The 25803-nt window shown below is 61.3% G+C and carries 24 protein-coding genes and 2 pseudogenes; 9 read left to right on the forward strand and 17 right to left on the reverse strand.

The window, feature by feature from the left end:
- Positions 1 to 4 precede the first annotated feature (4 nt).
- Entirely contained in the window at positions 5 to 952 is a 948-nt protein-coding gene (locus K290_RS0105565; protein WP_037135003.1) for a choline ABC transporter substrate-binding protein, read from the reverse strand.
- A 99-nt stretch (positions 953 to 1051) separates the two neighbouring features.
- Between K290_RS0105565 and K290_RS0105570 the strand changes: the two genes are divergently transcribed.
- The gene (locus tag K290_RS0105570) at positions 1052 to 1954 is read left to right on the forward strand and encodes a choline sulfate utilization transcriptional regulator (RefSeq protein ID WP_028750972.1); all 903 of its coding nucleotides are present in this window, start codon (positions 1052 to 1054) and stop codon (positions 1952 to 1954) included.
- A 10-nt stretch (positions 1955 to 1964) separates the two neighbouring features.
- On the opposite strand, the gene otsA is transcribed toward K290_RS0105570, so the two are convergent.
- Both otsA and otsB read right to left on the reverse strand, forming a co-directional pair.
- Positions 1965 to 3341 carry an alpha,alpha-trehalose-phosphate synthase (UDP-forming) gene (otsA, locus tag K290_RS0105575; RefSeq protein WP_028750973.1) on the reverse strand — a complete coding sequence of 459 codons (1377 nt, stop codon included), beginning with the start codon at positions 3339 to 3341 and terminating at the stop codon, positions 1965 to 1967.
- 53 nt (positions 3342 to 3394) lie between these two features.
- Entirely contained in the window at positions 3395 to 4189 is a 795-nt protein-coding gene (gene otsB / locus K290_RS0105580) for a trehalose-phosphatase (protein ID WP_028750974.1), read from the reverse strand.
- Between the two features lie 906 nt (positions 4190 to 5095).
- On the opposite strand from otsB, the gene K290_RS0105585 reads away from it, so the two are divergent.
- Positions 5096 to 5911, forward strand: a complete 816-nt coding sequence (locus K290_RS0105585; protein WP_028750975.1) for a class II glutamine amidotransferase — start codon at positions 5096 to 5098, stop codon at positions 5909 to 5911.
- Here the strand turns inward: K290_RS0105585 and coaBC are convergent.
- Both coaBC and K290_RS0105595 read right to left on the reverse strand, forming a co-directional pair.
- Positions 5898 to 7109 (reverse strand): bifunctional phosphopantothenoylcysteine decarboxylase/phosphopantothenate--cysteine ligase CoaBC, encoded by a 1212-nt coding sequence (gene coaBC / locus K290_RS0105590; protein WP_028750976.1) that lies wholly within the window; start codon positions 7107 to 7109, stop codon positions 5898 to 5900. The two genes, K290_RS0105585 and coaBC, sit on opposite strands and share 14 nt — an antisense overlap.
- A 198-nt stretch (positions 7110 to 7307) precedes the next feature.
- On the reverse strand, positions 7308 to 8072 hold the full coding sequence (locus K290_RS0105595; protein ID WP_028750977.1) for an SDR family oxidoreductase: 765 nt from the start codon (positions 8070 to 8072) through the stop codon (positions 7308 to 7310).
- A gap of 119 nt (positions 8073 to 8191) precedes the next feature.
- Here K290_RS0105595 and K290_RS0105600 point away from each other — a divergent pair, with 119 nt between their 5' ends.
- Positions 8192 to 9097, forward strand: a complete 906-nt coding sequence (locus K290_RS0105600; RefSeq protein WP_028750978.1) for a LysR family transcriptional regulator — start codon at positions 8192 to 8194, stop codon at positions 9095 to 9097.
- Here the strand turns inward: K290_RS0105600 and K290_RS0105605 are convergent, their stop codons facing one another.
- Positions 9098 to 9973 (reverse strand): LysR family transcriptional regulator, encoded by an 876-nt coding sequence (locus K290_RS0105605; RefSeq protein WP_028750979.1) that lies wholly within the window; start codon positions 9971 to 9973, stop codon positions 9098 to 9100.
- Positions 9974 to 10069: 96 nt separating this feature from the next.
- On the opposite strand from K290_RS0105605, the gene K290_RS0105610 reads away from it, so the two are divergent.
- The 5 genes and pseudogenes from K290_RS0105610 to K290_RS0105630 all read left to right on the forward strand — a co-directional run bounded on the left by K290_RS0105610 (position 10070) and on the right by K290_RS0105630 (position 13096).
- Positions 10070 to 11353, forward strand: coding sequence for an MFS transporter (locus tag K290_RS0105610; protein WP_028750980.1), 1284 nt, complete (start codon positions 10070 to 10072; stop codon positions 11351 to 11353).
- 14 nt (positions 11354 to 11367) lie between these two features.
- A pseudogene (locus K290_RS38250) lies at positions 11368 to 11753 on the forward strand (VOC family protein).
- A gap of 125 nt (positions 11754 to 11878) precedes the next feature.
- Positions 11879 to 12220: an ArsR/SmtB family transcription factor gene (locus K290_RS0105620; RefSeq protein WP_028750981.1), complete on the forward strand. Its 342-nt coding sequence runs from the start codon at positions 11879 to 11881 to the stop codon at positions 12218 to 12220.
- Positions 12204 to 12686, forward strand: coding sequence for an SRPBCC family protein (locus K290_RS0105625; RefSeq protein WP_028750982.1), 483 nt, complete (start codon positions 12204 to 12206; stop codon positions 12684 to 12686). Before K290_RS0105620 ends, K290_RS0105625 begins: the two co-directional genes overlap by 17 nt.
- Before the next feature lie 5 nt (positions 12687 to 12691).
- Positions 12692 to 13096, forward strand: coding sequence for a GFA family protein (locus K290_RS0105630; RefSeq protein WP_028750983.1), 405 nt, complete (start codon positions 12692 to 12694; stop codon positions 13094 to 13096).
- Here the strand turns inward: K290_RS0105630 and K290_RS33840 are convergent.
- The 11 genes and pseudogenes from K290_RS33840 to ubiE all read right to left on the reverse strand — a co-directional run bounded on the left by K290_RS33840 (position 13093) and on the right by ubiE (position 24769).
- A pseudogene (locus K290_RS33840) lies at positions 13093 to 13495 on the reverse strand (PIN domain-containing protein). The gene K290_RS0105630 and the pseudogene K290_RS33840 overlap by 4 nt on opposite strands.
- Positions 13492 to 13734: a type II toxin-antitoxin system antitoxin VapB gene (vapB, locus tag K290_RS0105640; protein ID WP_028750984.1), complete on the reverse strand. Its 243-nt coding sequence runs from the start codon at positions 13732 to 13734 to the stop codon at positions 13492 to 13494. Before vapB ends, K290_RS33840 begins: the two are co-directional and overlap by 4 nt.
- Before the next feature lie 66 nt (positions 13735 to 13800).
- On the reverse strand, positions 13801 to 14475 hold the full coding sequence (locus tag K290_RS0105645) for a spermidine synthase (RefSeq protein ID WP_028750985.1): 675 nt from the start codon (positions 14473 to 14475) through the stop codon (positions 13801 to 13803).
- 124 nt (positions 14476 to 14599) lie between these two features.
- The gene (locus K290_RS0105650; protein WP_028750986.1) at positions 14600 to 16261 is read right to left on the reverse strand and encodes a thiourocanate hydratase; all 1662 of its coding nucleotides are present in this window, start codon (positions 16259 to 16261) and stop codon (positions 14600 to 14602) included.
- Positions 16262 to 16450: 189 nt separating this feature from the next.
- The gene (locus K290_RS0105655; RefSeq protein WP_028750987.1) at positions 16451 to 16780 is read right to left on the reverse strand and encodes a TfoX/Sxy family protein; all 330 of its coding nucleotides are present in this window, start codon (positions 16778 to 16780) and stop codon (positions 16451 to 16453) included.
- Positions 16781 to 16798: 18 nt separating this feature from the next.
- On the reverse strand, positions 16799 to 17899 hold the full coding sequence (locus tag K290_RS0105660; RefSeq protein WP_028750988.1) for a thiohydantoin desulfurase: 1101 nt from the start codon (positions 17897 to 17899) through the stop codon (positions 16799 to 16801).
- 3 nt (positions 17900 to 17902) lie between these two features.
- Positions 17903 to 19177 carry a Zn-dependent hydrolase gene (locus K290_RS0105665; RefSeq protein WP_037135006.1) on the reverse strand — a complete coding sequence of 425 codons (1275 nt, stop codon included), beginning with the start codon at positions 19175 to 19177 and terminating at the stop codon, positions 17903 to 17905.
- A complete protein-coding gene (locus tag K290_RS0105670; RefSeq protein WP_028750990.1) occupies positions 19177 to 20559 on the reverse strand; it encodes a dihydroorotase in 1383 nt (460 codons plus the stop codon). Before K290_RS0105670 ends, K290_RS0105665 begins: the two co-directional genes overlap by 1 nt.
- A 26-nt stretch (positions 20560 to 20585) precedes the next feature.
- Entirely contained in the window at positions 20586 to 22169 is a 1584-nt protein-coding gene (locus K290_RS0105675) for an aromatic amino acid lyase (RefSeq protein WP_028750991.1), read from the reverse strand.
- 186 nt (positions 22170 to 22355) lie between these two features.
- Complete coding sequence (ubiB, locus tag K290_RS0105680; protein WP_028750992.1) at positions 22356 to 23930, reverse strand: 2-polyprenylphenol 6-hydroxylase; 1575 nt, start codon at positions 23928 to 23930, stop codon at positions 22356 to 22358.
- A 62-nt stretch (positions 23931 to 23992) separates the two neighbouring features.
- Positions 23993 to 24769: a bifunctional demethylmenaquinone methyltransferase/2-methoxy-6-polyprenyl-1,4-benzoquinol methylase UbiE gene (ubiE, locus tag K290_RS0105685; RefSeq protein ID WP_028750993.1), complete on the reverse strand. Its 777-nt coding sequence runs from the start codon at positions 24767 to 24769 to the stop codon at positions 23993 to 23995.
- Positions 24770 to 24912: 143 nt separating this feature from the next.
- On the opposite strand from ubiE, the gene mutM reads away from it, so the two are divergent.
- Positions 24913 to 25803 (forward strand): bifunctional DNA-formamidopyrimidine glycosylase/DNA-(apurinic or apyrimidinic site) lyase, encoded by an 891-nt coding sequence (gene mutM / locus K290_RS0105690; protein WP_028750994.1) that lies wholly within the window; start codon positions 24913 to 24915, stop codon positions 25801 to 25803.

Genomic DNA, 25803 nt, shown 5'->3' on the forward strand with positions numbered 1-25803 from the left:
TGAATTAAAGGCCGACCGCGGCCTTGACGGCATCGAGACCACGCTTGCCGTCGATCGTCGTCACGCCTGCGAGCCAGGACGTCAGAGCCTCCGGATGCGCCTTCAGCCAAGCGGTCGCCGCAGTCTTAGCATCCTCGCCGCCGAGAATCGAACCCATCAGCGAATTTTCCATGCCGATATCGAAGGTCAGATTGTGGAACAGTTTCGCCGCATTGGGGCAGGTGGCCGACCAACCGGTACGCGCCAGCGTGTAGACCTGCGCGCCGCCGTAGTCCGGACCGAAATAAGCGTCGCCGCCTGCGAGATAGGCAATCTTGAAGCGATCATTCATCGGATGCGGCGCCCAGGCGAGGAAGACGATCGCATGCTTATCCTTGCCGGCGCGTTCGACCTGCGACAGCATCGCCTGCTCGCTCGATTCCACCAGTTCCCAGCCCTTCAGACCGAAATCGTTGGCGTCGATCATCTTCTGAATATTGGCGTTGGCCGGCGCGCCGGGTTCGATGCCGTAGATCTTGTGGTCGAAATCGTCGGCATGCTTCTGCAGGTCGGCGAAATCCTTGATGCCCTTGTCGGCGACATAGGCCGGAACGGCGAGCGTAAATTTCGCGCCCTGAAGATTGCGGTTCAGCACTTCAATGGCTTTAGACTTGTTAAGATCGTCGACGAAGGCCTTTTGTGCCGGCATCCAATTGCCGAGAAACACGTCGATCTCGCCAGTCTTCATCGATTGGTAGCCGATCGGCACCGAAAGCGTCTTGATATCGGGCTCATAGCCGAGTGCACCGAGCAACACGCCCGTTACGCCATTGGTCGAAGTAATATCGGTCCAGCCCGGATCGGACAGATGGATGGTGCGACAGGAATCACCATCGGCCTTGGCGACGCCGGCGAAGGACAAGGCGGAAAAGAGCGCGCCGACGGCAAGCCGGCCCATGGCAGAAATTTGCATGATGACAGTTCCCTTTTATTATTTGCTCATTTTATTGAACATCAGTAGCATTCGCCCTGTGAAGAAGGCTTTTTTCAATGGATGACAAAAGGATTTTTTATGTCTGAGCGGCCGGTGGATCTCGGATGGCTGCGAATTTTTGTCGAGGTTGGGCGCTCGGGCAGCCTGTCGTCCGCAGCGGCAAACCTCGGTCTGACTCAGCCGGCGGTCAGCTATCAGATCAGGCGGATCGAGGAGCAGATGGGCGTTACCCTCTTTCATCGCCAGCATCGCGGCGTCGAGCTGTCCTCGGAAGGTCGCCGTCTGTTCGAAGTCGTGGAGAAGGCGGTCGGCGGCGTCGATTCACTGGTGCGCAGCTTTCGCGCCGAAGCGCAGCGGCCGGCGGTGCGGCTTAGGACCGACTATGCCTTCTCGGCGCTGTGGCTGATCCCGCGCATGCATCGGTTTCGTCTGCTTCACCCGGAGCTGGATATTCAGATCGTCGCTACGCAACGACAGGATCGTGTTCATTCGGAAAGCGGCGATGTCGCCGTCGTCTTCGGCAAGCGTGAGGAGTTCGGACCGGAGGCGGCGTTGTTGTTGCCGGAGAAGGTAGCGCCGATCTGTACCCAAGGCTTCGTTGACAAATATGGTCCTTTCAGCGATCCCGGCCGCCTCGTGCAAGCGACGCTGGTGCATCTGGACACGGAAACACCGTCACCATGGTTCGATTGGAAGAGTTACTTCGCCGAACTTGGCATCAGCCGGGACACTTATGCTGCCCATGGCGACCTGCGGTTCAACACCTATTCGCTGGTCGTTCAGGCGGCGATCGGCGAACAGGGATTGGCGCTCGGCTGGATGGGGCTGGTTGATTCGCTTCTGGCCGGTCGCATGTTGGTGACCGCAGGTCCGGTGATCGAGGGACCGAACCGCGGCTATTGGCTTCTGCCGCCGAGGTCGCAGAGCATGCATGCCGAACGGCTGACTGAATGGCTGGTCAGGGAAGCGGCGGCGATGTAGCCGGTGCTCGTCACTCCGCTCTTAGATCCGCCAGGAAGACATCGCACCAGCGCGAAACATCGTTTTCCAGCAAATGGTCCATCATGCCGCGCCAGCGCTCGCGCCGTTCTTCCAACGGCATATTGATGCCGCGCGTCAAAGCGTTTGCCGTGTCGTCGACGTCATAGGGGTTGACGAGCAACGCACCTTTCAATTCGCGCGCCGCCCCGGCGAAACGCGAGAGCACCAGCACGCCGGGATCGTCCGGATCCTGCGCCGCCACATATTCCTTGGCGACGAGGTTCATCCCGTCGCGCAACGGCGTCACCAGGCCGACTTTCGCCAACCGGTAGAGGCCAGCAAGGACCGGCCGGCTGATCGAGCGGTTGATGTAGCGGATCGGCACCCAGTCGACGGTGCCGATGGCGCCGTTGACCCGGCCGGCCTGCTCGGCGACGGCATGCTGCATCGCCTCGTATTCGGGCACTTCCGAGCGCGATTTCGGCGTGATCTGCAGGTACGTGACACGGCGCTGATGGGCCGGATTGTTGGTAATGAAGCGTTCGAATGCGTCGATGCGTTGCGTGATCCCTTTGGAATAATCGAGCCGGTCGACGCCGATGATCAGGTCGCGGCCTTCGATGCTTTGCCGCGCCTTGCGCACCACGCTGTGGGCCGCCGCCTTGCGGGCGAAAGCGGCGAAGGCTGCGGTCTCGATGCCGATCGAATAGGCGCCGCCGCGGAAATTGTGGCCGTGAGCGCTGAAATGGCCAGGACTGTTTTCGACCCCCATGCCTTCGCGCTTAAGGCAGCCGGCGAAATTTTCGAGATCGTATTTGGTCTGGAAGCCGAGCAGGTCATAGGAGGAGAGGCCTCGCATGATTTCTTCGTGCACTGGCATGGTAAAAAGCACGTCGGCTGGCGGCCAGGGAATGTGCAGGAAGAAACCGATGCGGTTCTTGAATCCCATTTCCCTCAACTCCGCCGCGAGCGGAATGAGGTGATAGTCATGCACCCAGATGGTGTCCTCGGGCTCCAGCAGCGGCGCCAGCCGGTGGGCGAAGAAGCGGTTGACGCGGAAGTAGCTGGCCATTTCCTTGCGGCCATATTCGGCCAAGTCCAGCCGGTAATGGCAGATCGGCCAGAGCACGCGGTTTGCAAAGCCCTGATAATATTCCTCGACATCGGTTTGAGTGAGGTCGGTCAGCGCATAGGTGATGTTGCCGTCTTGGGTCAACACCAGCGGCTCGGGTTCGATATCGCCGCTCGATTTGCCCGACCAGCCCATCCACACGCCGCCGCGCTCGGCAAGGGCAGCCTGAAGCGCAACTGCAAGCCCGCCGGCCGCCGCCGCACCTTTGTTGTCGGGGACGGAAACGCGGTTGGAAACAATGATGAGACGACTCACGGAATGCTCCTTTCAAGAGGGCCGCGGCGGCAGGCCGAATTGACCAAAAATGATTATTTGGCAAGCGCCGCGAGTATCTCTCTTAAACGTCCGGGCGAGGGAATGGATGCACGTGCGAGCGTCTTGCCCTTGGGCGGACCTATGCGCACGGATTGACCGCCGAGGCGGTTCGCGACAGCGAACATGGTCTCGTCGGTGACGTCGTCACCGATCGCGAGAGGCCGCCGCCCGTTGAAGGGCGGCTCATTCAGAAAGGCTTCGACGGCATGTCCCTTGCTCGCGTGCGCCGGGCAGATTTCAACCACAAGCTTGCCATGTTGCAGGATCCAGTCCGGGCCGGCTTCCTGAAGATAGCGCTGCATCATTTCGGCGACATCAGCTTCTCGCTCCGGTGCCAGCCGGTAGTGTACGGCGACCGCAGCCCCTTTATCCTCGACGAGAACGCCCGGCCAAGCCTCGATCTCCCGCGCGATCATCCGCTTCATCTCCTGGAAGGCGGGCGGAATCAGCGCGCGCCGCAGGCGTCCTGCCGCGTCGCGCCGCTCGGCGCCGTGCAGGCCGGCGACAGAGAAGTGGAAAGGGGTAAAAAGAGGGTCCACGAAGGCAACCGCGCGCCCGGTCACCAGCGCCAGCGCGCCGCCGAGCCGGCGCGAAAGCGTCTCGAGCACAAAGGGCAGGGCCGGAGGGACGGTGATCGCCTCGGGGGTCTCGGCGAGATCGAGCAGCGTTCCGTCTATGTCGAGGAACAGCGCCCATTCGTCAGGATACAATGAGAGTGCGGTGAGCGCCGGCTCGTTCGGCGGCGCGGGTTCGGCTTCACCCTGTTCGGGCTGTTCCTTGTAAGTCATGGAGGTTTAGCTATGGCACGCTTTTCGTTCGGCAAGAGAAAAACGACTACACCAGACGTTTATTCCGGGAAGGATAGGCCGATATGCCGCAATATCGGCAACCGGTAGACGCAAAAAAGGGCCGCGCGAAGCGACCCTTCCATGAGTTCTGGCCCGTAACTGGCCTGAAGCGCAGAACGCTTCCGGAAGGTTTGATCAGAGCGAGGGCTGCCTCGCAACGCTCACAACCATTTCCATGCCTGATACGCGGACCGAAATCTCACTAGACATTGGATCACCTTCCTTTCGTTACGTTGACGATATGCCTAACGTAACTCAAATTTCATCGATTTCAAGGGGCATATATGAGAGACGCTTCACTCTTGGTGTCGCATTGAAACGCAAGGGTTCGTTCAACTTTTGCGTGCTATTCATCGTAGCAGTTGGCAGCGGAAGCAGCGCCTGTCTGTGCCAGCGGACAGGATCGGGGAAGATGGGCAACCTCGACCGTGGCGATCGGCCTCGCCGTCAACAAGGAGGTGAGCTATGTGGTTTCCACTTAGCATCACGCTTTGGGTAAGAAAAACCCGGACTAGCTGGCAAGTGCAGGTCCGGGTCAATTTCTTCAACTAAAGCAAACGAGGGGTGGGCTGCAACCCGCCCCTCACTCCCGAAATATAGGCCAAGCCGACATTTTCATCAAGCCATGCAGCGCGGGGCAAAAAAAGCTTTAAAGTAGGCGTGTTCACATAAGAATAATGCTGTGACGCCGAAATGTGATCGGACGGTGTGTCAAGAATCTGTCACCTTCACTCCCCAATCCTTGGTAAATTAAGAGTTTATTACCTATTCCGCACGAACAATCGTTCTTGATTTTGACATTCTCCCGCGGGACAGGAAGCGAGCGGGAATTGGAGCGAAAGACGCATGTGTCGCTGGGCAGCCTATCGTGGAGACCCCCTCTATCTGGAGGAGCTGGTATCTTCGCCCGCCCACTCCCTGATTGAGCAATCCCATTGCGCGACGCGCGCCAAGACAGCGACCAACGGCGATGGGTTCGGCATTGCCTGGTATGGCGACCGGCCGGAGCCGGGCCGCTATCGCGACATCCTTCCGGCCTGGTCCGATTGCAATCTCAAGAGCTTGGCACGGCAAATCCGTTCGCCGCTTTTTCTCGCCCATGTCCGCGCTGCGACCGGCGGCGGCACACGTCGGGACAACTGCCATCCTTTTGTGCATGAAAACTGGTCCTTCCAGCACAATGGGCAGATTTCCAACTTTGATCGCTTGCGTCGGCCGATGGAATCCATGCTGGATGATCAGCTTTTTCACGCCCGCGGCGGCACGACCGATTCCGAGCTTCTCTTCTTGCTGGCGTTGCAATTCGGTCTTCCATCCAATCCATTTGCCGCGATTTCGGAAGCCATCGGTTTTGCCGAGGGCCTGTCGGTTCATCTGACCGGTTCGGCGCTGGTGCGCTTTACGGCCGCTTTTTCCGACGGAAAGTCGCTCTATGCGGTGCGCTATGCTACCGACCGCAAGGCGCCGACGCTTTATGCCTCGCCTGTCGGCATCGGCTATTGCCTCGTGTCCGAGCCGCTGAACGACGATATCGATGCCTGGACGGAAGTTCCGGATGGCAGCGCAGTATTGATCGACGACATGGGTGTCCACATCACGCCCTTCCAGCCGGAAAAGCGCGCATCCGCCGGACCGCAGGCGCCTCTCACTATCCCTGCTTGAACTGTTCGGCAATCAACGCCGCCAGACGCGCCGCCACTTCTTCCTTGTCGAGATCGGGCCACTGCTCCACGCCATGATTGCGGATGAGTTTTACGCTGTTGCGCGTGCCGCCCATGATGCCGGTTGCCGGCGAGACATCGTTGGCGACGATCATATCGGCGCCCTTGCGCTCCAGCTTCGCCCGGGCATTCACCTCTACATCCTGCGTTTCGGCGGCAAAGCCGATAACGAGCTTCGGCCGCTGCGTGTGATGACCGACGGTTTTCAGGATGTCGGGATTTTCGGTGAGCGCCAGCGTCGGAATGGATTCGCCCGGATGTTTCTTGATTTTCTGATCGGCGGCAGATGCGACGCGCCAGTCGGCAACGGCTGCGACCATCACGGCGATATCGGCCGGAAGAGCCGAAAGCACGGCATCACGCATCTCTTCCGCACGCTCGACATGAACGACATGCATGCCCATCGGATCGGGGATCGAGACGGGTCCGGAGACGAGCGTGACGTCGGCGCCGAGGGCTGCGAGCGCAGAGGCAATGGCATGGCCCTGCCGGCCGGAAGAACGATTGGCGATATAACGCACCGGGTCGATCGGTTCATGCGTCGGACCCGACGTGACGACGGCTTTTCTGCCGGCGAGTGGTCTTGCCCCATCATCCAGCCGCATTTCGGCGGCAGCGACGATCTCCAACGGCTCGGCCATACGACCGGTGCCGGCCTCCTTGCTTTCGGCCATTTCGCCGGCCATGGGGCCGACGAAGCGAACGCCGTCGCCCCGCAATATCTCGATGTTACGTTTTGTCGCCGGATGCGCCCACATCTTCGGATTCATGGCTGGTGCTGCAAGCACGGGCCGGTCGGTCGCGAGCAGCACGGTCGAGGCAAGGTCGTCGGCAAGGCCATTGGCCATCTTGGCGAGGAGATCGGCGGTCGCCGGCGCAATCAGCACCAGGTCGGAGTCACGCGCCAGCCGGATATGGCCGACATCCTGCTCATCCTGTCGGGAAAACAGGTCGGTAAAGACATGGTCGGCCGCCAGCGCACCGACGGCAAGCGGCGTAATGAATTCCTGAGCTCCCAATGTCATGATGGGACGGACGGTGGCGCCGCGCTCGCGCAGCCGCCGGATGAGATCGAGGCTCTTATAGGCCGCGATGCCACCGGAAATGATGAGAAGGATGCGTTTTCCCGCAAGAACCATGGCCCGTACCCGTCGCCTGTTTTTGTGCTCATGAACCTAAGCCTTTGGGGCGTAATAGGCAATCGGCAGTAGTGTCGGTAGAGAATGTCGACACCGAAGTCGATGAAGGCAGGCGGCGATGCATTTTCGTTTCTTTCGGATGCGGAAGGCCGCGGAGGGAGAGGCTCCGCGGCCTTTTTTCCGTCATAGCGTACGCGGTTAGGTGCGCGTGATCGAGGCGCCGCCATCGACCAGCGATGCGGTGCCGGTGACGAAGCTTGCGTCATCGGAGGCGAGATAGAGGACCGAGCGGGCCAGCTCCTCAGGACCGGCGACACGCTTCAGCGCATGCAGATTGGTGATGAAGTTCTGCTTGTCGGGGGTGTCGTTCATCTCGCGATACATGTCGGTATCGACGGCGCCCGGCAGCACGGCATTGACGCGCACATTCTGCGGGCCGAACTCGGCTGCGAGCGCCTGCGTCAAGCCGATCAGGCCGGACTTGCTGGCGGCATAGGCGGCAACGCCGGGAAAGGCAAAGCTGTAGCCCACGAAGGTCGACGTGAAGATCACCGAACCGCCTCCATGCTTGACCATTTCTCCGATCTGGTGCTTTGCGGCGAGGAAGGAAGCGGTCAAGTTGATTGCGAGCGCATCGCTAAAACCCGCCTCGGAAACCTCGGTGCTCGGGCCTGCTTCGCCGAGCGTGCCGGCATTGTTGAAGGCGACGTCGAGTTTCCCGTAGCGCTCGACGGCAAGGGCGACCAACCCTTTGTGATAGTCTTCCGAACGCACGTCGCCGGCAAGTGCTGCAGCTTCGCCGCCCGTAGCCTTGATTTCTGCAACAAGGCTTTCCAATTCGGCCCCCCTGCGGGCGCCGACAATGACCTTGGCGCCTTCTTCAGCGAAGAGTTTGGCGGTGGCGCGGCCGATGCCGGAGCTGGCGCCGGTGACGATTGCGACTTTTCCATTCAAGCGGTTCATTGTTCCATCTTCTGGGTGAGGACGTGTCTGTTGTTCCGTCCGATGCGCAGAGAATGGTGTTTTTCGATCGTTCGGATTAGTCTTCTAATCATGGAACTCGAATTCGGGATTGCCGAACGATGCTCAAGATTGAAGGAATCGCTGCTTTTGTGGCCGTTGCTGAAGCGGGGTCGATCAGCGAAGCCGCGCGCCGACTGCGGCTGTCGAAATCCGTCGTCAGCGAGCGGTTGGCGGAGATGGAGAAGACGCTCGGTGCCACGCTGCTGCATCGCACGACTCGTAAGCTGACATTGACGGAGGATGGTGCCGCTTTCCTGGAGCGCGCGTCGCGGATCGTGCACGACGTGCGGGAGGCGGCGGCCGATCTGGCGAGGCGGCGCGGCACATTGGCTGGCCCTTTGCGCATCGCTGCCCCCGTCACCTTCGGCCGCATGCATCTCGGCCCGGCGCTCTATCCTTTTCTGGCCGATCACCCTGAAATCGAACTGACGCTCGATCTCGACGACCGGCGTGTCGATGCCTCCTCGGATGGCTATGACGCTATCATCCGCCATGGCCTGATTGCCGACTCACGCCTCGTTGCCTGGAAGCTTGCCCGCAGTCGCCGCCTTCTCGTGGCGTCGCCGGACTATCTGAGCCGTCACGGCAGGCCCGCTTCGCTATCCGATCTCGAAAACCATCGCGGTATTTTCTACACCAATCGCGGCGTGGCCGACTGGCGTTTCCAAGGCCCCGATGGCGCTGTCGTTATCCGGGGGAGGCTGGCATTCGGCGTCAACAATGGCGATGTCATCCACGATGCCGCCGTCGCCGGTTTGGGGCTCGCATTGTTGCCGGTCTTCATTGCAGGCCCGGCGATCGGGGAAGGGCGGCTTGTCGAGATCGACGTCGGCTACTGGCCCGAACCAGAGTTCATCTTCATGGCCCATCCCGAGGGGCGCAATCCCTCGGCAAAGCTCAGGGCTATCGCCGACCACCTTAAGAAGATCTTCGGCGATCCGCCCTATTGGGAACGGGGCAGTTAACTACGCAATCAGGCTCATGAGATTGGCAACGACAGGCGATCGCTGCGCCTTGAGGCTTGCAAGGCCAAGCCGCGCTACGACCGGCGGCCCATCGATCTGCCGATAGGCCACGCCGTCGAGCTTGATCTGTGCGATCGAAGCCGGAACGATGGAAACGCCCAAGTTTGCGGCGACGAGATTGACGACGGAGGGGATCTGCGGCGCCTCTTGCATCACCACCAGCTCGAAGCCGGCTTCGCGGCAAGCCGCAACGATATCGTCATAGAGGCTGAGCCCCACCATGCGGGGGAAGAGAATGAACGGCTCGCCGGCCAGAGCTGCGATCGGCACGCGTTCCTTTTCTGCCAGCGGATGATGCGCGGGCAGCGCGATCAGCATCGGCTCGTCGGCAAAGCGCTTCAGGCGCACATCCCGCGGGTCTTCCAGGCCCGGCCGGATAAAGGCTGCATCGATCTCGCCGCGCATCAGCCGTTCCATCAGCGCGTTTGTGTTCATCTCTGTGAGGGACAGCCGCACTTCCGGCCAATGACCTCGAAACTCACGGATGGTTGCCGTGACGATGGTATTGAAGGCGGAAGAGGCGGTGAAGCCGAGCGCCAGGCGGCCGATTTCACCGCGATTGGCGCGCTGGGCGGCAAGCTTGGCTTTTTCGGCCGCATCAACGGCAGTTTTGGCCTCGGCGAGAAAAGCCTCTCCCGCCTCTGTCAGTTCCGCCCCATGGGGAACACGGTGAAACAGCATGGCGCCCACCTCATTTTCGAGATCGCGGATCTGCTGGCTGAGCGGCGGCTGGCCGATGCCGAGTTTGGCGGCGGCGCGGGTGAAATTTCCCGCTTCTGCGAGCGCCAGAAAATAACGGATATGACGCAGCTCCATCGCTATCTCCAAAACATATCGAGATCGTCTGTTCCATATATTGGACTAATGAAGCCGGCCTGACTAGATTTGAGGGCAAGAAAGGTTGTGTGCCCCATGTTCCGCGCCGCCAGCGAGCAGCAAACCGTTGCCTCCGAAGTCCCCACCCGTCCCGAATTGACGCTCGTCAGGAATGAGCCGCCGACCGGGGCTCGCCAATTCCTCACGCGCGGCACCCCTGCTTTCCGCCGCGCCACCCTTGCGCTGTTTCTCTCTGGTTTTGCCACCTTCTCGCTGCTCTATTGTGTGCAGCCGCTGATGCCGATCTTCTCAGAGGATTTCGGTGTCACGCCGGCCGCAAGTTCGCTCTCGCTGTCGCTTTCGACGGGCTTTTTGGCTTTTGCGATCTTCGGTGCCGCTGCCGTTTCCGAAAGCTTAGGCCGTCGCAGCCTGATGTTCATATCGCTGCTGGGCGCTGCAATTTGTACGCTCGTCTGCGCAGTGTCGCCGAGCTGGCATATGCTGCTCGTCGTCCGTGCGCTCGAAGGCTTCCTTCTGGGCGGCGTACCGGCTGTCGCCATGACCTATCTCGCCGAAGAAATCGAGCCGCGCGGCCTTGGTGGCGCCATGGGTCTTTATATTGCCGGCAACGCCTTCGGCGGCATGGCCGGTCGCGTGGTCACGGGTACGATCGCCGAACTTCTGAGCTGGCGGCCGGCGCTGGCCGCCGTCGGCATTCTCGGCCTGATCGCAGCCATCGGCTTCCTCTATCTTCTGCCGCCATCGCGCAATTTCACCCCGCGTAGGGGATTCGATGCCGCCTTCCACCTGAAGGCCTGGGGCGGCCATTTCCGCAACCCGGCGCTGCCGCTGCTCTTTGCCATCGGCTTTCTCGTCATGGGCTCGTTCGTCACAGTCTACAATTATGCCGGTTTCCGCCTCGTCGCCGACCCCTATGATCTCAGCCAGACAGAACTCGGCCTGATCTTCACCGCCTATCTCTTCGGCATCATCGCGTCCTGGGCCGCGGGTCTGCTCGGCGACCGCATCGGTCATTTCGTCGTGCTGCCGGTAGGCGTGCTGATTGCGGCGCTCGGTGCAGCGGTGACGCTGTCCAGTTCCCTGCCGCTCATCATCCTGGGCATCGTTCTGGTGACGATCGGCTTCTTCATGACCCATTCCGTCGCCAGCGCGCTGGTGGGACGGCTTGCCTGCGACTTCAAGGGACACGCCTCCTCACTCTACCTGCTCGCCTATTACCTCGGCTCCAGCATTGCCGGCTCGGTCGGTGGCTATTTCTGGCTTGCCGATGGCTGGAATGCCGTGATTGCCTTCATCCTCGTCATGCTGGCAATGTGTCTCGTCAGCGCCCTTGCCGTTGCCAGACTGGCGCGTCGTTAAGGCCGGAGGCCGTCATGATCCGCATTGACCATCTCGATCATCTGGTGCTCACGGTTGTAAGCATCGAACAGAGCGGCGATTTCTATGCCCGCGTTCTCGGCATGGGCGTCGAAACTTTCGGCGAGGGTCGCAAGGCTCTCGCCTTTGGCAACCAGAAAATCAATCTGCACCGCGCCGGTCATGAGTCGAGCCCAAGGCCGAACGGCCGACGCCGGGCTCGGCCGACCTGTGCTTCATCAGCGCCGCTCCGCTGGATGACATCATCGCTCACTTGAATGCCGAGGGCGTTGCGATCGAGGAAGGCCCCATTCGCCGAACCGGTGCGACCGGCCCCATTCTCTCGGTCTATTTTCGCGATCCCGACAACAACTTGATCGAAGTATCCAATAGTCTCTCCTGAGATGATACAGCTCCATACGGATTGTTTCTTATCAGGCTTGCCTCTGAACGCGGCTGCTTGACTCCCGAATTTTTTGGCCTATATTAAACCAATAAGTTAATTAACTTTCTGGTTTATAAAGCCGCATGGACACATTAAGCATTACCCTCTCGGCCCTTGCCGATCCGACCCGCCGGGCGATCCTGGCGCGGCTGGCCACCGGGGAGGCGTCTGTCTCTGAACTGGCCGAACCCTTCGACATGTCGCTGGTCGCTGTCTCCAAGCATCTGAAGGTGCTGGAAAAGGCCGGGCTGATCTCGAAGGGGAGGGAAGCGCAATGGCGGCCTTGCCGGCTGGAGCCGAAGCCGCTGCGGCAGGTCGATGACTGGCTGGAGAGCTACCGTCAGTTCTGGAACGACAACCTCGATCGCCTGGAATCTTACGCGGAACTATTGCAAAAGGGAGGAAAGAATGACCCCGGCAACTGAGGGCAGCAGCATGCGGCCGCCGCGCGAGATCGTGCCGACCCGCGATATTGCCGCGCCGCGCGCGCTGCTTTTTCGCCTCTGGACCGAGCCGGAACATCTGATGCGCTGGTGGGGGCCGCAGAACATGACGGCGCCATTCGTCTCCGTCGACCTTCGCGAAGGCGGCGCTTGGCGGCACTGCATTTTGACACCAGAGGGGAGGGAATATTGGAGCCACGGGCGCTATCTGGAGATCGTCCCGCCCGAGCGCCTCGTCTTCACCTTCGCCTGGGAAAATCTGGATGGAAAATCCGGCCACTCGATGCAGGTGACCGTGGAATTTCAAGAGCTTGGCGAGAAGACACGCCTCATCTTCCGCAAGGTCGAACTGCCCGACGACACCGAACTGAGATTGCAGACCGGCGGCTGGGAGCAGGCCCTCGACAAATACGTCGCTTACGCAGAAGCCACCTCAAGGGAAGGATGAGAGTGATGAAGAAGACCTATCATGGAAGCTGCCATTGCGGCGCTGTCGCTTATGAAGCTGATCTCGATCTGCAGGGCGGCACCTTCAAATGCAACTGCTCGATCTGCAGGAAAAAACGCAATTGGCTGGCCGTCGCCACGCCAGCAGATTTCCGCCTGACCTCGGGCGAGGACAGCATCGGCGAATATCAATTCGGCCCGCGCATCCTGCATCATCTCTTCTGCAAGAATTGCGGCATCAGTTCCTTCAACTGGGGTGAAAATCCGGCACTCGGCGGCAAATTCTACGCAATCAGCATTAGCTGCTTGGACGATGCCACAGACGAAGAACTCGCCGCCCTTCCGGTCGGCTATTTCGACGGTCGCGACGATCGCTTTGATCGTGCGCCGGAGGAAACGCGCTATCTTTAGGCGTTGGGCAAGGGCTCCCAGTCTTCGAAACGCAGCTTTTGAACGCGTTGAAACTCTCTGACGTTGTGCGTTATCAGGATCAGATCGCGGGCGACTGCCTGACCCGCGATCAAAACATCATAGACACCAATCGGCGTGCCGAGAGAAGCAAGTTCAGCGCGAATTTCGCCGGCCATCCTGGCATCTTCTCTGTCGAAATTCAGCGTTTCAAATTGCAATGCCTCGACACGCGCTAGATTGTCGACAGCGCGCTGGCCCTTGTAGGCACCATAAAACAGCTCATGCGCGACGATGGCCGGAATGGCGAAATCCTGGCTTATGTCTGCGAAGCTCACTCACGAAGCCGGGATGTCCTTTCATCAAAGCGATGACGGCATTGCTGTCGAGCAGGTATTTCACTTGAAGATATCCAGCTCAGGGCGTTGCTGCTCTGCAGGCTGCTCGGTCGCAGCCTCCGCGAAGTCTTGATCGACCGGCCCTGTCACGGCCTCCAGCCAATCCCAATCTTCGGCGATCGGTTCAAGAATGATTGCTTTCCCCTGCCGCCGGATGCGCACTTCTTCGCCGTCGACGCGGAATTCCTTGGGCAAGCGCACGGCCTGCGAGCGGCCGGACCAGAAGATTTTTGCGGTGTCCATGCCATAACTCCTTTGAGATATGACATTGATATATAGCATGTTGAGTGGCGATTTCAATTCGCGGCGTTACGAGGCCGCCTTTGTCGCCAGCCAGATGACGTGTCGGGCACCCGTCTTGCCATTGGCGCGCGTATTGACTGCTTCGGCCGCGAAACCGCTGTCGCTCAGCCGTCTCGTGAAGTCCCGGTCGGGACCGGAAGACCAGACCGCCAGCACGCCGCCAGGACGCAACGCATCGCGCGCCGCCTTCAAGCCCCGATAGTCATAGAGACCGTCATTGGCCTCTGACGTGATGCCATCAGGGCCGTTGTCGACGTCGAGCAGGATGGCGTCGTATGTCCCCTTGCGGGCGCGGATGAGCGGACGCACATCGCCTTCGTGGATGGCGACGCGCGGGTCGTCGAGGCAACTGTCGAAAACCGGTGCCATCGGCCCGCGGGCCCATGAAACGACGGCTGGAACAAGCTCCGCAACCGTGACCTTGGCGTCCGCACCGAGTTCGCCGAGGGCCGCGCGCAAGGTAAATCCCATGCCAAGGCCGCCGATCAATATATGCGGCGCCTTCTGCCCTTTGATCTTCTCGCAGGAGAGCGTCGCAAGCGCGCGCTCAGAGCCGCTCAACCGGCTGTTCATCAGCTCGTTGGTGCCGAGCATGATGGAAAATTCCTGACCGCGCTGTTTCAAGCGCAGCTCGCCGCCACCGGGGATTTTCGCAGTGTCGAGCAAGGTCCAGGGGATCACGGGCACTCTCCAAAGCAATTCCAAGAAAAATGCGTGAACCGCTTTCCGCCCGGAATTGCGTGTAAACAGGTCGTTTCGAATTGCCCGGGACAATAGTCTCTCGAAGCCGCTAAGAACAGATCCCCTATCCGAGACGGATATAGGGCACATCTTTTTTCGCAACTTCGTCCAGCGCTTCCTCATAGCCGGCATCGGCATAGCGTATGACGCCAAGGGCGGTGTCGTTGGTCAGCGCGTGATCGAGCCGTTCATCGGCGGCAGCCGTGCCGTCGGCGACCACGGTGACGCCGCAGCTCGTCATATAACCGGCATAGCCGCCGCCGCCAGAATGGATGACGACGAGATCGGCCATGGACGAGCAGAGCATCATGGCGTCGATCAGCGGCCAGTCGGCGATCGCGTCGGAGCCGTCCTTCATGCGTTCGGTCATGATGTTCGGATGCGCCATGGCGCCGGCATCGAGATGGTCGCGCGAAAAGGCGATCGGGGCTTTCAGCTCGCCGCTTGCCACAAGCTCGTTGACGCGGCGGGCAAGCGCAGTGCGCTCGCCATGGCCAAGCCAAGCGATGCGCGCCGGCAGCCCTTCGAAGGGCACATGCTGGCGGGCAAGGCGGATCCAGTTGGTGATGATCTTATTGTCGGGGAACATTTCCAGCAGCAGATCGTCGATACGGGCGACATCGCTTTCCTCGCCCGAAAGCGCCATCCAGCGGAACGGGCCGATGGCGCGGCAGAAGAGCGGTCTGAGGTAAGCTTCGGTAAAGATCGGGATATCGAAGGCATTGGCGACGCCGCCTTCCTTCGCCTGGGTGCGGATGAGGTTGCCGTTGTCGAAGACTTCGGAGCCTTGTCTCTGGAAGTCCAGCATTGCCTTCACGTGCTCGACGATCGAGGCGCGGCTGGCTGCCATGAGCTGGCCCTGGCCATCGTCGCGCAAATCCCGAACCTGTTGTAGGCTCATGCCCTTCGGCACGTAGCCATAGACGAGATCGTGGGCCGAGGTCTGATCGGTGACGATATCGGGCACGATGCCGCGGCGTGCAATCTCGGGATAGATCTCGGCCGCATTGCCGACGAGCCCGACGGAAAGCGCCCGCTTCTCCTTGACGGCTGCATCGATCATCGCCAGCGCGGAATCGAGATCGGGCGCGATCTCCTGCAGATAGCCGATGTCCTGGCGCTTCCTGGCGCGCTCCGCATCGATGTCGACGCAGAGGATTGCGGCCCCCGCCATGCGTCCAGCGAGCGGCTGCGCGCCGCCCATGCCGCCGAGACCGGCTGTCAGCACGAAACGGCCGAAGAGATCGCCGCCAAAGCGGCGCTCGGCGATGCGCATGAAGATTTCATAGGTGCCCTGGATGACGCCCTGGCTGCCGATATACTGCCAGGCGCCAGCGGTGAGCCCACCCCAGCAGATCAGGCCCTTGCGCTGCAGCTCGTAGAAGACCTCGGCCTTCGCCCATTGCCCGACGATGTTGCAGTTCGCCATGATGACGAGCGGCGCCTTGTCATGGGTGCGGATGAGGCCGATCGGCTTGCCGGACTGAATGAGCAGCGTCTGGTTCTCATCCATTTCGATCAGCGCCTTCACGATGCCCTTGTGCGCTGCCCAATTGCGGGCTGCCTTGCCGAGGGCTGCGTAGACGACGAGATTATCCGGATCTTCGCCGACCGAAAGCACGTTTTCGAGCAAGCGCAGCAGGGCCTCCTGCCGCCAGCCTTTGGCACGCAGCTCCGGGCCGCCCGGGATAGGGAATTTCGGGTGACGTGGATTGGCTTTCGGCATGGTCTGATCCTTGTGTTTGGTGGTCTCCCTTCTCCCCTCGGGGAGAAGGTGGCCCGAAGGGTCGGATGAGGGGGCCGGCTCGGCATATGCCGTCTTCGCTTGCCGCTCAGACGCTCGCTCCTTTGTCGCTCACCCCCTCATCTGTCCTGACGGACATCTTCTCCCCGAGGGGAGAAGAGGAAAACTCGTTCACTTCGGCGACAGAGCCTCAACGAAATCCAACGCGGCCAAGAGCAGTCTTTTGCGCAGCATGTCGTTGCCATAGGCTTCCGGCCCGGCGCGCACCCATCCCTGCATTTCGCGGCCGCCTGACAGCATGGGTTTGATATCACGCTGCTCCAGCGCCCAGGCATCATTGCCCTTGCCAAGGCGGATCAGCATGCCGTCGTCGCGGGCGCCGCAAAGCAAGTTGCCGTTGAGCAGAAGGGCCCAGCCCCCGAACATCGTTTTTTCGCTGAGGCCCGGCCGTTGCCCGATTTCTTCTTTCAGCAATTCCTCAAGACCTGCGTCGCGTGCCATTGTCTTCTCCCGGTGCTGTCAGCCTTTCTTGCCGCCCAGAGCGTATCTCGCGATCTCTATCCCCATGGCCTTTTCGACTGAGGGATAGACGGTCGGATCGAGCACACTGGCAGACAGCGGAATGATATCCATCGGCACATGCAGGATGAAAACCTTCATGCCCTCATGCAACTGGCCGACGCTCAAGGGCTCGCCTTCCGGCGACAACGTGGTGATGACGGAGGGGAAGGTCGCGAGGCGCTTGCCACCGGTATCTTCGACGGCCATGTATTCGTTCATCACATGCATGACCACGGCCTTGTCGCCGCTGCCGACCGTGACGGTGCCAATATCGAAGGCTTCCTTCGTATAGACGACATCCTTCTTAGTGATCGTGCCTTCGGCCAAGATATGGCCTCCGGTCGTCTTGCAGATGGCGTCGATGACGGCGCCACCGCCCTTCTTCTCCGCCTCGCTAATCGCTTCGCCGAGCGAAAGCGCCATGGAGATGCCGCCAAGCGCCGCATGCGTGCGGACATAGGAGGCGCGCAGCGGATTGCGGCAGGAGGCGATAAAGCCGCCGGACTGATCGGAGGCTGCGCGCAGGATCGGCGAAATCTTCGCCGTCGCGCCCTTTACGACCAGCTCGATATAGCGGTTCTCGGCGCGATTGCCGCCGACGGCGGTCTGGATCATCTGTTCGGGCGAACCGGCCATGCCGATCGAGCCCATGTCGCCGGTCGGATGAGCGCGGATGTCGCCGACCGCATCCACGACCTTCGTTCCAAGGATGGCCGATGGCAGCCAGCCGTTCAGCGTCGAGGACTTGCCGTTCTGGCCGATGATCAGGCCGGAAAGCTTCTCGCCGAGCTCGTCCTGCAGCAGTTGCACGGCTTTCACGTAATCGATGCCCTGCATTTCCCAGGCAGTCGTGGAGGCCGGTGCGCCGATGGCGGCGGCCGTGGCGATCCAGTCGTCGTCGCCGAGTTCGTCGATCGACACCAGCTCCGGCTTACCGACATTGACGGCCGCATAGCCGAGCATACGGCCGTGATCGGCCCAGCCGCCGCCGCCGGCGGCGTAAACCGAGCCGCCCTTGACGGCCGCTTCCACATCCTTGGCAACGAGTACGCGTCCCATTGGCTACTCCCGGTTTGGCTTGAGGTTCCTGTCCATGTCGCGCACTGCTTCGAACAGCACGGCGGCGCCTATGGCGATGTCGTTATTCTCGGCCCATTCCTCGGCACAATGGCTGCGGCCTTCCTTGCAGGGCACGAAGATCATGGCGGCAGGGGCGACCTTGGCGATCCAGGCCGTGTCGTGGCCGGCACCCGAGGCCATGCGGCGGTGCTTGGCCCCGACCGTGTCGCAGGCGCGCTCAAGCGTTTCGAGCAACACCGGAGCGCCGGGGGTCGGCATGTTGTCGGAGACGCGCACCGGCGGATTGATCGTCACGCCGTAATCGGCCGCGATGGTCTTCACCTCACCATCGATCCAGGCGAGGAACTCTTCCATGTCGCTGCGGATTTCGGCGCGGCCGTCGATCAGCAGCACCACCTTCGATGGCACGACATTGGCCGCATTCGGCTCGATGCGGAATTCGCCCACGGTGGCGGCGAAATGGCCCGGCGTCTTCGCTTGCTCGGCTGCTCGGCTCCGGATGTCGAGCACGAGCTGCGATGCCGCCACCAGCGCATCGGCGCGCCGGTCCATCGGCGTCGTGCCGGCATGGTCGGCGCGGCCTTCCACGGTGATCTCGATGCGGGTAATGCCGGCGATCGCCGTGACAATGCCGATATCCTCATTCTCGGCTTCCAGCACAGGACCCTGCTCGATATGCAGTTCCAGGAAGCCGGCGAGATCCGGGCGCTTCTGGGCGAGCAGCACCGAAGGGTCGCCACCGACCTCGGCAATCCCTTGCGAAAGCGTGCGGTCGCCGCTCACGCGGGAGAGCCATGCCTCGGGGATCTGCCCGGTCATGCCGCGGCTGCCGATGCAGGACACGCCGAAGATGCTGACTTCCTCGGCCAGAAAGTCGACGATCTCCAGATCATGATCCAACTCGATATCGCGATCGCTCAGGGAGCGCGCGACTTCCAGCGCCGCAATCGTGCCGGCGATGCCGTCGAAGCGACCGCCATCGGGCACGGTGTCCGAATGCGATCCGACCAGGATCGTCCCAAGGCCAGGTTTGGTGCCGGGGCGCCTGCCGATCAGATTGCCGGCGGCATCGATGCGCGTTTCCAGCCCGGCAGCTTTCATACGGGCTTCAATGTAAGCGCGGCCTTCCAAAAACAGCGGCGAAAAGGCGCGGCGCGTCCACGGGTGACCGGGTTCGGTGATCCCCGCCAGAGCCTCGATATCCTCGGCGATGCGATCGGCGTTGACGGGCAGGTTGTGGCGTTTCGATTGATTCATCAGGCAGTCTCTCCGGCGATAATCTGGCGAGGAAGCGGGCGGACAAATCTGCCGCTGCCCGGCTCGGCCAATACTTTGTTTCTGTCGGCAATCTGCTTGCCTCTGAGATAGGTGGCGGATACCGTCCAAGGCAGGCGGATGCCGTTATAGGGGCTCCAGCCGACGACATTGTTGCCGCTCGAAGCGGCGTCGTAGACGGTTTCTCGCGGCTCCAGCACGACGATGTCGGCATCCGTGCCAGGGGTCAGCGCGCCCTTGATATGGTCGAGGCGGAAGTGCCTGGCGGGATTCTCCGCCATCAGCTTCGCCGCCCAGGTGAGCGACACGCCGCGCTCCAACGCGCCCTTGACGAAGAGCGGCACCATGACTTCGAGGCCTGGAACGCCCGACGCATTCGAAAGCATATCCGAATTGGTCTTGCGGTTCTCCGACCAACTGACATGATCCGTCGAGACGAGCCAGACATTGCCCTCCGCCACTTTGCGCCATAGCGTCTCCACTTCGGCGCGCGGGCGGATCGGCGGGTTGATCTTCGCCTTGCCGCCAAGGCGCTTCACGTCGTTTTCCTCGTCCAGCGTCAGATAGTGAATGCAGCACTCCACCGTCGCCTCGAAGCCGTCGCGGCGGTAGGCGCGGGCAATATCGTAGCCGCGGCCGAGCGAACAGTGCACCACATGTGCGGGGCAGCCGGTGTTCGCGCCCGTTTCGAAGATCGTATGCATAGCGAGCAGTTCAGTGATCGGCGGCCGTGACAGGCCGTGGGCGCGGTAGTCGGTAATGCCGCTCGCCTTCACCTGCTCCATATAGGTCCGAACCGCTTCGTCATCCTCATTGTGCACGCCGGCCGTCAGTCCCGTCGGTGCGATCGCTGCGAAGCAGGCGTCGAGCAGGGCAGGCGGGATGCGCGGGAAGCGCTTGGGATCCGTGCCGAATGTCGAGAATTTGAAGGCGGCGACGCCGGCCTCCACCATTTCGCGAATGCGTGCAGCACCTTCCTCCGGATCGACCGTGCCGTAAAGCGCGAAGTCGACGCGGGCTTGTGGGGCGGCATGATCGATCTTCTTCTTCACTGCCGCTGCCGAGCATACGAGATTGCCTTCATCATAGGGCATGTCGACGATGGTGGTAACGCCGCCGGCCGCTGCCGAGCGTGTCGACCAGACGAAGTCCTCCTGATCCTTTTGGGAGAGAGAATGCACCTGCGCGTCGATCGCGCCGGGCAGGATCAGCGCTTTTCCGAGCAGATGTCGTTCGCTCCCTGCTGGTGGGACGCCGATGCCGATCTCAGCGATCTTGCCGTCACGCACGGCAACATAACCCTCTTCCACGATGCGATCGGGAAGAACCACGGTGCCCTGCAGAACGAGATCGAAATCAGCCATATCCAGTCTCCCGCTCACCGGTTTGTTCAGATCACCACGGTATCGCGATAAAGCCGCTCTTCGACCCGCTCCAGCGAGCCAAGGGCGAAGAAATCATCATAGGCGAGGATCGGCGCCTGGGCGATCATTTCGGACACGAAGGCCTCTGAACCTAATTCCTCCTCGATCGCCTCGACTTCAGCCGATAGTGGCCGGTCGACGACATAGAAGTCGGCATGTTTGCGCACGACATCGTAGAGCATGCGCGCCACACCCTCCGGCTTGTCGCCGAGAATGTCGATCGCCTGCGCCGAGAGCAGGGCTTCCAATGCCGCAAGACGCTTCAGCGCGCGCATCTGCCGGTCGAAACGTTCGATCACCAGCGGCAGGAAGGCGGCTTCATCCTCCATGCCAGCCGCGACCACCAGCGACTGCGCCGAGACCGGATTGGACATGGACAGCACCCGCGAAAAGATCTCGCCGGCAAGCTTGATGATCGGGCCGAAGCCGGTGGCGATCTTGCCTTCTGGCACCAGATTGACCGGCAGGCCGCGCCGCTGGCCATTGCCGAGCAGGACGCAGCGGTTGAACGCATTGCGCGCCGCATGCGCCATGCAGATGACCGCGGCCTCGAGGAGGATGGTCACGTCGAGCGGCAGCGATCCGCCCGATGTCATGACGCGACCATCGACGATGACGGGATTGTCGTCGGAGCGGCCCGTCGCCGCCAGGATCTTGTGACCGGCGGCCAGCAGATTTTCAATCACCGCGCCGAAGACCTGGCCGATCATGCGCAGGCTCAACGGGTCCTGCACATGTGTTGCCACGGGCCAAGGCCATTCTTCAGAGGCGTTGCAGAGCCAGGAGCCAATCAGCGCTTCACGCGCGGTGCCGACATGACGTACTGCATGCCAGGGATCGCGCGAGGCACCGAGCGCGCCGGCTGCCATCATGCCGGTCGCGAGCAGCACGCGGATCGAGGAGGCGGCATTGCGGGTGGTCTCGGCAGCCGCTGAAAAACTGACGGCATTGACGCTGAGCGAAGCAAGGCTGTCGCGCGGCAGCATTCTCACCGGCCTGATGTCGGCCGCAGCAAAGGCATCCGCCGCCTGCATGCGCCGGCCGTGATAGACGGCTTCGCCGACCCCGGTGAGCACCGCGCCGATCTGGCCCATGAGGCCGATGTCGGCGCAGCCGATCGAGCCGGTGCGGCGCACAACGGGGATGACATCCGCATGCAGAAGCTGGAGATAGGCGTCGATCAGCTCCGGCGAGCAGCCGACTCGGCCGGTCAGCGCGGTATTGACCCGGATCGCCATGGCATTGCGGACGACGGACATGGAAAAGGGTGCACCCGTGCCGAAATGATGCGCGCGCACCAGGCCGAGATTGAAGGTATCAAGGTCTTCCGGCGACCACTCCACATCCTTCATCGCTCCGACGCCGGTGGTCGAGCCATAGACGGGCATTCCGGACTCGATCGTGCTTTCGAGAACTTCGCGTGCGGCGCGCACGCGCACCAGGCCGCTTTCCGATGCCGAGGGCATCACGACACCCGCGCCGATCCGCACCAGATCACTGAACCCTAAGGGTTGTCCGGTGAGTTCGATGCCGGCTTTCTGACGCTCCATCTTTGCTGTTCTCCTTTCCCGCAAGGTTATGCGAGCATAATCGATAATGGGATATCCCAAATGTCGAACACCCAATGCGCCGCATACAAAAGCACGCGCAAAATCTGCCGCAGTACCTTCAATGACCTATCACGGCCAAAAGGGGAGGCATCCATTTCTATTGAACGACATGGCCGTGGAAATAGATCAGCTCAAAAGCCATGCAATGTAAATCAGCACGAGCGCGATGATCCAGAGCGCCAGGCGTCCGGAACGGCTGTGCCGCGCCTCGGCCTTGCCGATCGCCTCCGCCGTTTGCGGGTCGAAGCGCAGGCCGTTTTCGCTCATGGCGAGGAGTTCGTGGTGGAATTTTTCGGTCTTGGCCGCGATTTCGGGGACGGCTTCGGCAAGTTTGACAGCAGCTTTGAAACCGTCCTTCAGGTCGGTTACGATGCGTTTGGGCCCAAGATTGGTGCGGATCCAATCGCCGACGACGGGCTCCGACGCCTTCCACATGTTGAAGCGCGGATTGAGCATGCGCGACACGCCTTCGACCACGACCATGGTCTTCTGCAGCATGACGAGCTCCGGCCGCGTCTCCATATCGAAAAGTTCGGTCACTTCGAAGAGCAGCGTCAGCAGCTTGCCCATGGAGATCGTCTCGGCCGGCTGGCCGTGGATCGGCTCGCCGATGGCGCGGATCGCCTGCGCGAAACTCTCGGTATTGTGATGCGCCGGCACGTAACCGGCCTCGAAATGCACCTCGGCGACACGGATATAGTCGCGGGTGATGAAGCCGTAGAGAATTTCGGCCAGGAATCGGCGTTCCTTTTTGCCGAGGCGCCCGACGATGCCCATGTCGACGGCGACGATCTCGCCTTCGGTATCGACGAAGAGATTACCGGGATGCATGTCGGCGTGGAAGAAGCCGTCGCGCAGCGTATGCCGCAGGAAGGACTGGATCAGCGTGTCGGCGAGCACGTTGAGATCGTGGCCCGCGGCCTTCAGCCCCTCGACATCGGACATCTTGACGCCGTCGATCCACTCCATGGTGATGACGTCGCGGCCGGTGCGTTCCCAATCGACCTCGGGGACGCGGAAGCCGGGGTCCTTCCTGGTGTTTTCGGCGATTTCCGAGAGAGCGGCCGCCTCCAGCCGCAGATCCATCTCGATCTTGGTGGTCTGCTCCAGTGTCCGCGTCACTTCGACGGGCCGCAAGCGGCGGCTTGACGGCATGAAGCGTTCCTGCAGACCGGCGACAAGATACATCGCCTTGATATCGTTGACGAAGCGCTGGCGCACACCGGGTCGAATCACTTTGACAGCAACGCGCTTGCGGCCTTGAGCTGTCTGCACTTCCGCCGGATGAACCTGCGCAATCGACGCGGCCGCAAATGGTTCGTCAAAGCTTACATATAGATCGTCGAGCGAGCGACCGAGCGAACCCTCGATTGCAGCCTTTGCCGCCGCATTCGGAAAGAACGCCATGCGGTCCTGCAATTGCGAAAGGTCGTTGGCCATGTCGACGCCGACGACATCGGGTCGCGTCGCCAGAAACTGGCCGATCTTCACATAGGACGGTCCGAGACGTTCGACGGCCTTGGCCAGGCGGTCGCTGCGCGCCTGGGTCTTGGCGCGTTTGCGGGCGAAAATGCTGACAAAGGATTTCGCAAGGCTGACGGAGGGCGGCAAGCCTTCGGACGGAAGTGCGATGACCACGCCCTCGCGCACCAGCACCCAGCCGACCCTGATGAGGCCGAAATATGCGTTGAAAGCACTCATAGGGTCTCAATGTCTCGCTGGATGCCAGCCGAAAACCGCGTCACATTTTTCGGAACCATACGTCAGAGCTTCCAGCCGGAGTGCAGGGCGGCGATGCCGCCGGTATAGTTGGTAAAGCTCACGCGCGAAAAGCCGGCCTCGCGGATCATCGTCGCGAAATCCTGCTGGTTCGGGAATTTGCGGATCGATTCCACCAGATATTGATAGGGTTCGGCATCGCCGGTGATCGCCTTGCCGAACTGCGGAATGGCGTTGAAGGACCAGGCATCATAGACGCGGTCGAGCAGCGGCAGGTCGACTTCGGAAAATTCCAATACCAGCAGCCGGCCACCGCGCTTCAGCACACGATAGGCTTCTTTCAGCGCCACATCGATATGCGGCACATTGCGGATTCCGAAGGCGATCGTATAGGCGTCGAAGGAGTTGGGCTCGAAGGGCAGTTCCTCGGCATTGGCCTCGACGAAGGTGAGATTGTCGGTGAGCTTCTTCTTCGCCGCGCGCTCGGCGCCGACGGCCAGCATCGAGCCGTTGATATCGAGCACGGTCGCATGCGCCAGCCGGTTCGAGGCCTCGACGATGCGGAAGGCGATATCGCCCGTACCGCCGGCGACGTCGAGGACCTTAAAGGCAGGATCCTTGCGCGGATTGAGCGCGGCGATCATCGCATCCTTCCAGGCCCGATGCAGGCCCATGGACATGACGTCGTTCATGATGTCGTAGCGCTTGGCGACCTTGTGGAACACCTCGTTGACGAGACCTTGCTTCTCGCCATCGGCGACTTCGCGGAAGCCATAAGATGTTTCCATGCCGCCATCGGCGGAGGTGCGGCTTTCTGCCATCAGCTCAACTCCGTTACACAAATTCGCGGCGGACCATGGCGAAATCGCGTTTGCCACGCTATCTCATGGGCCAGGTCACCAGCCGCAATGACTTTGGGCTATAGCTCAGATCATAAGCAGTTGAAACATAAAGATGGATAGCGATGCCGGAATTACCAGAGGTCGAAACCGTGAGACGCGGGCTTGCGCCCTCCATGGAAGGCGCGCTGCTCGCCGAACTGGAGTTGCGCCGCAACGATCTGCGCTTTCCCTTTCCGGCGGAGTTTGCGCGTCTCGTCTCCGGCCGCGGCATCACGTCGCTGTCGCGCCGCGCAAAATATCTTCTGATCGATCTCGACGACGGCATGACGATCGTATCGCATCTCGGCATGTCCGGCTCGTTCCGGATCGAGAATGGTACGGTTGCCGAGACGCCGGGTGACTTCCATCATACGCGTTCGAAAGACGAGAAGCATGATCACGTCGTCTTCCATTTGAAGGGCGCCAACGGCCATACGCGCGTCATCTACAATGATCCCCGCCGCTTCGGCTTCATGGACATCGTTCGGCGGGCGGATCTCGCCAGCCACGCGTCCTTCCGCGATCTCGGCCCCGAGCCGACCGGCAATGAGTTGAGCGCCGATTATCTGGCTGAACGCTTCTCGGGCAGGGCGCAGCCGCTGAAAAGCGCGCTTCTCGACCAGAAGAATATCGCCGGGCTCGGCAATATATATGTGTGCGAGGCGCTATGGCGTTCGCATCTGTCGCCGCTGCGCGCTGCCGGGACCTTGGTGACCGAAGCCGGCCAGCCGAAAGAGGAATTGCTCAGGCTGGTCGTCGCGATCCGGGAGGTCATCGCCGATGCGATAGCTGCCGGCGGTTCGTCATTGCGCGATCATATCCAGACGGATGGTTCGCTCGGCTATTTCCAGCATTCCTTTTCCGTCTACGATCGCGAGGCGGAGCCTTGCAGGACGCCCGGCTGTGGCGGTACGGTCGCCCGCATCGTCCAGGCGGGGCGCTCTTCTTTCTATTGCGCCTCCTGCCAGAGCTAA

This window comes from Rhizobium leucaenae USDA 9039, from assembly GCF_000426285.1.
GTDB lineage: Bacteria > Pseudomonadota > Alphaproteobacteria > Rhizobiales > Rhizobiaceae > Rhizobium > Rhizobium leucaenae.

Coding starts and splice junctions, on each gene's coding strand:
- K290_RS0105650 (WP_028750986.1), bottom strand. CDS start 16,261: ATGCCGAAAGCCAATCCACGTCACCCGAAATTCCCTATCCCGGGCGGC.
- K290_RS0105670 (WP_028750990.1), bottom strand. CDS start 20,559: ATGGCTGATTTCGATCTCGTTCTGCAGGGCACCGTGGTTCTTCCCGAT.
- K290_RS0105655 (WP_028750987.1), bottom strand. CDS start 16,780: ATGGCACGCGACGCAGGTCTTGAGGAATTGCTGAAAGAAGAAATCGGG.
- K290_RS0105610 (WP_028750980.1), top strand. CDS start 10,070: ATGTTCCGCGCCGCCAGCGAGCAGCAAACCGTTGCCTCCGAAGTCCCC.
- K290_RS0105620 (WP_028750981.1), top strand. CDS start 11,879: ATGGACACATTAAGCATTACCCTCTCGGCCCTTGCCGATCCGACCCGC.
- K290_RS0105595 (WP_028750977.1), bottom strand. CDS start 8,072: ATGAACCGCTTGAATGGAAAAGTCGCAATCGTCACCGGCGCCAGCTCC.
- mutM (WP_028750994.1), top strand. CDS start 24,913: ATGCCGGAATTACCAGAGGTCGAAACCGTGAGACGCGGGCTTGCGCCC.
- K290_RS0105565 (WP_037135003.1), bottom strand. CDS start 952: ATGCAAATTTCTGCCATGGGCCGGCTTGCCGTCGGCGCGCTCTTTTCC.
- vapB (WP_028750984.1), bottom strand. CDS start 13,734: ATGGACACCGCAAAAATCTTCTGGTCCGGCCGCTCGCAGGCCGTGCGC.
- K290_RS0105585 (WP_028750975.1), top strand. CDS start 5,096: ATGTGTCGCTGGGCAGCCTATCGTGGAGACCCCCTCTATCTGGAGGAG.
- K290_RS0105630 (WP_028750983.1), top strand. CDS start 12,692: ATGAAGAAGACCTATCATGGAAGCTGCCATTGCGGCGCTGTCGCTTAT.
- K290_RS0105675 (WP_028750991.1), bottom strand. CDS start 22,169: ATGGAGCGTCAGAAAGCCGGCATCGAACTCACCGGACAACCCTTAGGG.
- K290_RS0105600 (WP_028750978.1), top strand. CDS start 8,192: ATGCTCAAGATTGAAGGAATCGCTGCTTTTGTGGCCGTTGCTGAAGCG.
- ubiE (WP_028750993.1), bottom strand. CDS start 24,769: ATGGCAGAAAGCCGCACCTCCGCCGATGGCGGCATGGAAACATCTTAT.
- K290_RS0105570 (WP_028750972.1), top strand. CDS start 1,052: ATGTCTGAGCGGCCGGTGGATCTCGGATGGCTGCGAATTTTTGTCGAG.
- otsB (WP_028750974.1), bottom strand. CDS start 4,189: ATGACTTACAAGGAACAGCCCGAACAGGGTGAAGCCGAACCCGCGCCG.
- K290_RS0105625 (WP_028750982.1), top strand. CDS start 12,204: ATGACCCCGGCAACTGAGGGCAGCAGCATGCGGCCGCCGCGCGAGATC.
- K290_RS0105665 (WP_037135006.1), bottom strand. CDS start 19,177: ATGAATCAATCGAAACGCCACAACCTGCCCGTCAACGCCGATCGCATC.
- K290_RS0105660 (WP_028750988.1), bottom strand. CDS start 17,899: ATGGGACGCGTACTCGTTGCCAAGGATGTGGAAGCGGCCGTCAAGGGC.
- coaBC (WP_028750976.1), bottom strand. CDS start 7,109: ATGGTTCTTGCGGGAAAACGCATCCTTCTCATCATTTCCGGTGGCATC.
- K290_RS0105605 (WP_028750979.1), bottom strand. CDS start 9,973: ATGGAGCTGCGTCATATCCGTTATTTTCTGGCGCTCGCAGAAGCGGGA.
- ubiB (WP_028750992.1), bottom strand. CDS start 23,930: ATGAGTGCTTTCAACGCATATTTCGGCCTCATCAGGGTCGGCTGGGTG.